4 protein-coding genes are annotated in these 8,163 nt (G+C 46.4%); all 4 read left to right on the top strand.

All coding sequences use genetic code 11. From position 1 onward, the window contains the following. On the top strand, positions 1–1,419 hold a 1,419-nt coding region (locus tag BACCELL_RS21900; protein ID WP_007214275.1), incomplete at its 5' end, for a SusE domain-containing protein. 4 nt (positions 1,420–1,423) lie between these two features. Then, the gene (locus tag BACCELL_RS21895; RefSeq protein ID WP_007214274.1) at positions 1,424–3,214 is read left to right on the top strand and encodes an endo-dextranase; all 1,791 of its coding nucleotides are present in this window, start codon (positions 1,424–1,426) and stop codon (positions 3,212–3,214) included. 20 nt (positions 3,215–3,234) lie between these two features. Further along, positions 3,235–5,733 (top strand): glycoside hydrolase family 31 protein, encoded by a 2,499-nt coding sequence (locus BACCELL_RS21890; protein WP_044154185.1) that lies wholly within the window; start codon positions 3,235–3,237, stop codon positions 5,731–5,733. 23 nt (positions 5,734–5,756) lie between these two features. Next, complete coding sequence (locus BACCELL_RS21885; protein WP_007214272.1) at positions 5,757–7,910, top strand: glycoside hydrolase family 97 protein; 2,154 nt, start codon at positions 5,757–5,759, stop codon at positions 7,908–7,910. Positions 7,911–8,163 lie beyond the last annotated feature (253 nt).

The following is an 8,163-nucleotide window of genomic DNA, read 5'->3' as shown; positions in this document are numbered from 1 at the left end:
ATGGAACTGGACAAGGGGCACAATGAACTGGCGCTTTCCACCAGCAACACGGAAGTCGTTTTGAACGAACAGGCGCATGGTGATGATGCCCTGGAACTCTCTTGGACAACGGGCACGAATTATGGTACGGGAAATAAGATTTCCTATACACTGGAACTTGCCAAGGCGGGCAGTAATTTTGCCGCTCCTTATGTGGCTTTGGAGAACGTCGTGCAGGAATATACCTGGAAGAAGAACGTGGAGGAATTGAATAACATCCTTCGTGAGCATTTTGGTGCGGAAACTACTGAAAACATCTCTTTGGAAGCACGCCTGACAGCCAAAGTAACGGATCGGGAAGAGACGCAAGTGACCACCACTTCTTTTAGTGTCACTGCCTACAAACCGTTGACTTCCACTCTTTACCTGATAGGTGATGCCACTCCCGGCGGTTGGAGTGCGGACGATGCAACGGAAATGACCCGGAAAGACAATGGTATATTTACATGGACGGGAAAAATGACTGCGGGTTCCTTTAAGTTTATCACTACGCTGGGGGCTTTCTTGCCGTCGTACAACAAAGGAACTGACGGAAAACTGGTGCTTCGTACCAGTGCCGATCAGCCGGACGAATCGTTTACGATTGAAGAAGAGTTCAACTATGTTGTTGAAGCGAACCTGTTTACCGGTGCTATCACACTGACTCAGACCGAGAACCTCAGACCGGCTTACGATCAGCTTTATTTCGTTGGAGGTATGAACGACTGGGGATTTGTGCCGATGAAAAAGGATGTGCTCGATCCGTTCCTGTTCCGCTATGCCCGTTTGTTTGATGCAGGCCAGGGCGGGGAATTCAAGTTCGGAACTTCGGAAGGAAGCTGGGAGAGCATGTATAAAGCAAAGAATGCCAATGCCGCTTACACCGATACGGAAATGGTATTTGTGAAAGGGTTCGATCCTGACAATAAATGGGTGCTGAAAGATGCCGAATGTGGTAAGGCCTATAAGATATGTGTCGATATCCGTGCAGGGAAAGAGCGCATGATGATGAGCGAATTTGTTCCTTATGAGATGATTTATATGGTAGGGGATGCTGCGCCTGCGGGATGGAGCATTGGAGATGCCACGCCGATGCAGGCCACGGATAATCCGTATGTATTTACCTGGCAAGGTGTACTGAACGTGGGTGAGTTGAAGCTGACCTGTGATAAGAAAGAGGACTGGAACGGTGCCTGGTTTATGCCGACCGTAGCTGATAAGCAGCCTTCGGGCGAGACGGAACCGATGTTGTTCCTGGATAAGGCCAGCGATGCTTTCAAAGCTCAATACCTGGATGTAATGATTGGAGGTATCGACCTGAAATGGAAGATTACGACGGCAGGTTCTTATAAGATTACTCTGAATCAGTTGGAAGAGACTATTTCGATAGTAAAACAGTGAAACGATGAAATATATAATTTATGCAATGGCTGCCATGTTCTTTTTGGCTTCGTGCAGCAAAGACAATGATGAAACCGGCGGTGGTAACGGCGGTGGAGGAGAAACCGGAGGAGTGACTGATGTCACTCCCGTTACCTCCGATTTAACCGTGAACCTGACTACTGACAAGGCTTGTTACAAACCGGGTGAAACCGTTTCCTTCACAGCCGATGCCCTGCCTGCGGGAGCAAAGATACGTTACCGTACTTTGAACAAGGTAATCTCCGAACAGGCAGTCGCAGGCAGTTCCTGGACGTGGACTGCCCCTGCAACGGATTTCACCGGATATCTGGCGGATGTCTATCGCACTAAAGAAGACGGTACGGAAGTCATTCTCGGTACTATTGCCGTCGATGTATCCAGCGATTGGACACGCTTTCCGCGTTATGGCTTTGTCGCCACCTTCGACGCTTCTAAAACGGAAAGTAAAATTCAGGAGGAAATGGCTTTTCTGAACCGTTGCCATATCAATGGTGTGCAGTTTCAGGATTGGCACAACAAGCACCACTGGCCATTAGGCGGTACGCGTGAACATCTCGATGCGGTATATAAGGACATTGCCAACCGGGATATCTATACACAGTCGGTAAAGGATTATATCCGAATTCAGCACTCGTTTGGAATGAAGGCGATGTTCTATAATCTTTGTTTCGGTGCGCTCGATGATGCAGCAGGTGACGGTGTGAAAGAAGAGTGGTACATCTTTAAAGGTACAGGACATACGGATAAGGATGCGCATACATTGCCCGACAGTTGGAAAAGCAATATCTATTTGCTCGATCCGGGTAATGCCGAATGGCAGGCATATATTGCCCAGCGCAACGATGATGTCTATGCCAATCTTGACTTTGACGGCTATCAGATAGACCAGTTGGGAAATCGTGGCGACCGCTATGATTACAAGGGGAATAAGGTGAATCTGCCTAAGACTTATGTTTCGTTTATTGAAGCTATGAAGGGGAAACATCCTGATAAGCGCTTGGTGATGAATGCAGTAAGCAGCTATGGTGCATCCCAAATTGCAGGTACGGGGAAAGTGGATTTCCTGTATAATGAAGTTTGGGGGGATGAAGCTGATTTTACTGATTTATATACGATCCTGAAAGCGAACCATCAGTACGGAAATCAGGCATTGAAGACGGTATTTGCGGCTTATATGAATTATGAAAAAGGTTCCGGTGAGTTCAATATGCCGGGAATCTTGCTGACGGATGCGGTGATGTTTGCTCTGGGAGGTTCGCACTTGGAGTTGGGAGGCGACCACATGTTGTGTAGTGAATATTTTCCAAATACCCGTTTGCGGATGAGTGATGCTTTGAAGACGGCTGTTGTGCGCTATTATGACTTTATGACTGCTTATCAGAATCTTCTTCGCGATGGAGGGGAGGAGGAGAAGGTAACTTTGGTATGTACGGATGCAAGCAAAAATCTGAATCTGAACACTTGGCCGCCACAGAAATCAGCCATTACTTCTTTCGCCAGAAGGGTGAACGGCAAACAGGTGGTTCATCTGCTGAACTTCCTTAGTGCAAACAGTTTAAGTTGGAGAGACCTGAACGGGACAATGCCCGAACCACGGTTGGTAACTAAAGTGCCCTTGAAGCTGAATGTTGCGGGGAAAGTGAGCAAAGTGTGGGTGGCTACTCCCGATGCACATGCCGGAGCTTCGCAGGAATTAGCTTTTGAACAGAAAGACGGAGCGATAACCTTTACGCTTCCTTCGCTGAAATATTGGAGCATGATTGTAATGGAATAAATTATAAAAGATATAGAACCATGAGAAAATATATATATTTATTTTTAATACTGTGTTGCCTGTCTCCGCACTTATATGGCGGAAATGTAACGGGAAACTGTACTTCTTATTCGCAGGAAGGAAGAGACGTTACGTTTCATTTAGACGATAATTCGGCTGTGCAGTTGCAACTTTGCAGTCCCTCCGTTGTGCGCGTCTGGTTTTCGCCGGACGGTAAGTTGCAGCGGGGAAATCCTTCTTTTGCGGTGATTAATGAAGAATTGGAAGATGTAGGCACTGTCCAGGTGGACGAACAGAATGCCTGCTATGAGATATTTACGCCTAAACTGCGTATCCGCATCAACAAGGCTCCGTTCAGTTTGCAGATATTCGACAAGTATCAGAAGCTCTTGTTCAGCGACTATGCCGACAAGGGGCATATCAGCGATGGAGAGCGTAAAGTGGAGTATAAGACCTTGCGCCGGGATGAGCATTTTTTCGGTTTGGGTGAAAAGACCGGCAAGCTGGACCGCCGAGGTGAATCTTATAAGATGTGGAACAGTGATAAACCTTGTTACAGCGTTGTGGAAGATCCCCTGTACAAGAGTATCCCTTTCTTTATGAGCAGTTATCGCTATGGTATATTTCTGGATAACACGTATAAGACAGAATTCAAATTCGGCACTGAAAGCCGTGATTATTACAGCTTTGAAGCTCCTGGTGGGGAGATGATTTACTATTTTATCTTCGGTAAGGATTATAAGGAAATCATGAAACAGTATGTCGCATTGACCGGACAACCCATCATGCCTCCGAAGTGGGCGCTGGGCTTTGCACAATGCCGCGGCCTGCTGACTACCGAGAAGCTCTCTTATGAAATAGCCGAAGGATACCGTAAGCGTGGTATTCCTTGCGATATCATCTATCAGGATATAGGCTGGACACAATACTTACAGGACTTCAACTGGCGGAAAGAAAACTATCAGAATCCGAAGAAGATGCTTGCCGACCTGAAAGGGATGGGCTTTAAAGTGATTGTTTCGCAAGACCCGGTTATCTCTCAGGCTAATAAAAAACAATGGGAAGAAGCGGACCGCTTGGGTTATCTGGTGAAAGACTCCACTACGGGTAAGAGCTATGATATGCCTTGGCCGTGGGGTGGCAACTGCGGTGTGGTGGACTTTACCATTCCCGAAGTGGCGGACTGGTGGGGAGCTTATCAGCAGAAACCGATAGATGACGGCATTGCCGGCTTCTGGACGGATATGGGTGAACCTGCCTGGAGCAATGAGGAACAAACGGAACGTCTTGTAATGAAACACCACCTGGGTATGCATGATGAAATTCATAACGTGTATGGTCTGACTTGGGACAAGGTGGTAAAAGAACAGTTTGAGAAACGGAATCCGGATCTTCGTGTCTTCCAGATGACACGTGCCGCCTATGCAGGACTGCAACGTTACACCTTCGGCTGGACCGGAGATTGCGGCAATGGAGATGATGTGTTGCAAGGCTGGGGACAGATGGCTAATCAGATCCCGGTACTTTTATCTGCCGGACTGGGTGTGATTCCTTTCGTAGCATGTGACATTTCCGGTTATTGCGGGGATATTGAAGATTATCCCGCTATGGCGGAACTTTATACCCGTTGGGTACAGTTGGGAGCGTTTAATCCTCTGAGCCGTATTCACCATGAAGGAGATGTGGCGGTAGAACCGTGGCTTTTTGGGGAGGAAGCGGAGAAGAACGTTAAAGCTGCCATAGAAATGAAATATCGCTTACTGCCTTATATTTATACTTATGCCCGCGAAGCGTATGAAACGGGTTTGCCGATTATGCGCCCTATGTTTATGGAATATCCGGCGGATTTGGAAACAGTCTCTACGGATGCACAATTCATATTTGGTAGCGAACTGCTGGTAGCTCCGGTGGTGAAGAAGGGGGCAACTAATAAGAATGTTTATCTGCCCGAAGGTACTTGGATTGATTATAATGACAAGCGCACGGAATATAGCGGCGAACAGTGGACTACGACAAATGCTCCGTTGAATACCATTCCTATGTTTGTGCGGAAAGGAAGTATCATCCCTCAGATGCCTGTGATGAATTATACGGATGAGAAAGCGGTTTATCCGATTACATTTGAGGTATTTCCGGCTGCGGCGGGCGATGAAACGTCTTTTTCCCTGTATGAAGATGCAGGAACTGATCTGGGGTATCAGCGTGGGGAATTTATGCGTACTCCTGTATCTTGCCGGACAACGGAAAAGGGATATGTGCTCGAAATCGGGGAAAGGGCGGGAGAGAAGTATGCCCTTCCGGGAGAACGTAACCTGATGTTTTGCATTTATACCGGGCAGATGCCGAAGGAAGCGCTTATTGACGGACAGAAAGTAAGGAAGATGAAAACGGAAAAACTGAATGAAGGAATGGAAACGGAGTTCAAGGTTACTGCATGGTGTCCGGATAAGAAACAGAATCTTTGTATGTTGAGATTGCCGGATGACGGGCTGAAACACACGATTGAATTTATTTATTAATACCAACCATAAAAAGTATAGTTATGAGAAAGTTAATGCTTAGTGCAATTTGTCTTCTTTTTGCCTTAGCGGGGAAAGCGGAAGGAGTGTCGTCTCCTTCGGGCCAAGTGAAGCTGGATTTTGAATTATCAAAGAATGGCGCTCCAACCTATCAGGTGGAGTATAAAGGAAAATCCGTGATTAAGCCCAGTACCTTGGGACTGGAATTGAAGAATGCCAATAATCTGCTGGATGGTTTTGAAGTCCTGAAAGCTTCTACCTCTACCTTCGACGAAATCTGGCAACCGGTGTGGGGAGAGACGAAAGATATTCGTAATCATTACAATGAATTGCTGGTTGAATTGAAACAGCCCGCCACGGATCGTTATATGAACCTTCGTTTTCGTGTATATGATGATGGTGTAGGATTCCGTTATGAGTTTCCGCAACAGAAGAATCTGGTTTACTTCGTGATTAAGGACGAACATACCCAGTTTGCTATGACGGGCGATCATACCGCCTGGTGGATTCCCGGTGATTACGATACTCAGGAATATGATTATACGGAATCCAAACTTTCGGAAATTCGTGGTTTGATGCAGGGAGCCATTACTGATAATGCGTCACAAAACCAGTTTTCGCCGACAGGTGTACAGACTTCCCTCCAGATGAAAACAGCTGACGGAATCTATCTCAATCTCCATGAAGCTGCTTTGGTGGATTATTCGTGCATGCATCTGAATCTGGATGATAAGAACCTTATCTTTGAATCCTGGCTGACACCGGATGCACAGGGCGATAAAGGGTATATGCAGTCACCTTGTCACACTCCGTGGCGTACGGTGATAGTCAGTGATGATGCCCGTGAAATGCTGGCTTCCAATCTGATACTGAATCTGAATGATCCTTGCAAGTATGAGGATACTTCCTGGATTAAGCCTGTGAAGTATGTAGGCGTATGGTGGGAAATGATTGCGGCAGGCAAGCCGTGGGCATATACATTTGATCTTCCTTCCGTAAAACTGGATGAAACGGATTATACGAAAGTGAAACCGAATGGTATTCACCCCGCCAATACGGAGAATGTAAAGAAGTACATTGATTTTGCTGCGGAGCATGGTTTCGACCAGGTATTGGTAGAAGGCTGGAATACCGGTTGGGAAGACTGGTTCGGTAACAGCAAAGATTATGTTTTCGACTTTCTCACTCCATATCCTGATTTTGACATCAAATACCTGAATGAGTATGCTCACTCCAAAGGTGTCAAACTGATGATGCATCATGAGACATCGGCTTCCGCACGCAACTACGAACGCCACATGGAGGCTGCCTATGACTTGATGAATCAATACGGTTACAATTCCGTGAAAAGCGGTTATGTGGGCAATATCATTCCGCGCGGCGAATATCATTATGGGCAGTGGATGAATAACCATTATCTGTATGCCGTGACCGAAGCTGCCAAGCATAAGATTATGGTGAATGCCCACGAGGCTGTACGCCCCACTGGTTTATGCCGTACGTATCCGAACCTGATAGGAAATGAATCTGCCCGTGGTACGGAATATGAAGCTTTCGGAGGCAGCAAGCCTTTCCACACGACCATTCTTCCTTTTACCCGTCTGCAAGGCGGACCGATGGATTATACGCCGGGTGTCTTTGAAATGGATATGAATAAACTGAATCCGAATAGTCACGCTCATGTAAGCTCTACATTGGCGCGTCAGTTGGCACTCTATGTCACGATGTACAGCCCTTTGCAAATGGCAGCCGATCTGCCTGAGAACTATGAACGCTTTCTGGATGCTTTCCAGTTCATTAAGGATGTGGCTCTGGATTGGGATGACAGCCGATATCTGGAAGCAGAACCGGGACGCTATATCACGGCTGCCCGTAAGGCGAAAGGTACGAATGATTGGTTTATAGGTTGTACCAGCAGTGAGCAGGGACATGCTTCTACTCTGAAACTGGATTTTCTGGATGCTGATAAACAGTATATAGCTACTGTTTATGCGGACGCAAAGGATGCTGATTATAAAACAAATCCGCAGGCTTACGTAATCCGCAAAGGGATTGTTTCTCCTAAGACCGTGCTGAATTTGAAAGCGGCTCCGGGTGGTGGTTATGCCATTAGCATTATGGAGGTGAAAGATAAGGCGGAATTGAAAGGATTGAAAAAACTGTCCGGTAATATCTGATAAACCGGAATATCTGATAGATAAAAATCCCCTTCCTCAGTTCTCCGATCACCAAGTACGGTGATTAGGAGTGAAGAAGGGGCTATTTTCCACATACTTTTTAATAGTAGCATAGTTTACTTCGATATTCTTTTGGGGAATATACATACGAGGATATTCCAAACGTATGGACATAAAAAAAGGAGTACCGCTGTACTCCAACCTTTGTTAACCTTAAATCTAATACTATGAAAAACACAGTGCAAAGGTACGG

The organism is Bacteroides cellulosilyticus DSM 14838 (assembly GCF_000158035.1).
In the GTDB taxonomy this organism is placed as follows: domain Bacteria; phylum Bacteroidota; class Bacteroidia; order Bacteroidales; family Bacteroidaceae; genus Bacteroides; species Bacteroides cellulosilyticus.
The sequence above is the reverse complement of the archived record's forward strand: the minus strand, read 5'-3'. Positions and strand labels throughout refer to the sequence as shown.

What these genes read in the sequence shown, in the direction of transcription:
- BACCELL_RS21895 (WP_007214274.1), top strand. Translation starts at nt 1,424, where the DNA reads ATGAAATATATAATTTATGCAATGGCTGCCATGTTCTTTTTGGCTTCG.
- BACCELL_RS21890 (WP_044154185.1), top strand. Translation starts at nt 3,235, where the DNA reads ATGAGAAAATATATATATTTATTTTTAATACTGTGTTGCCTGTCTCCG.
- BACCELL_RS21885 (WP_007214272.1), top strand. Translation starts at nt 5,757, where the DNA reads ATGAGAAAGTTAATGCTTAGTGCAATTTGTCTTCTTTTTGCCTTAGCG.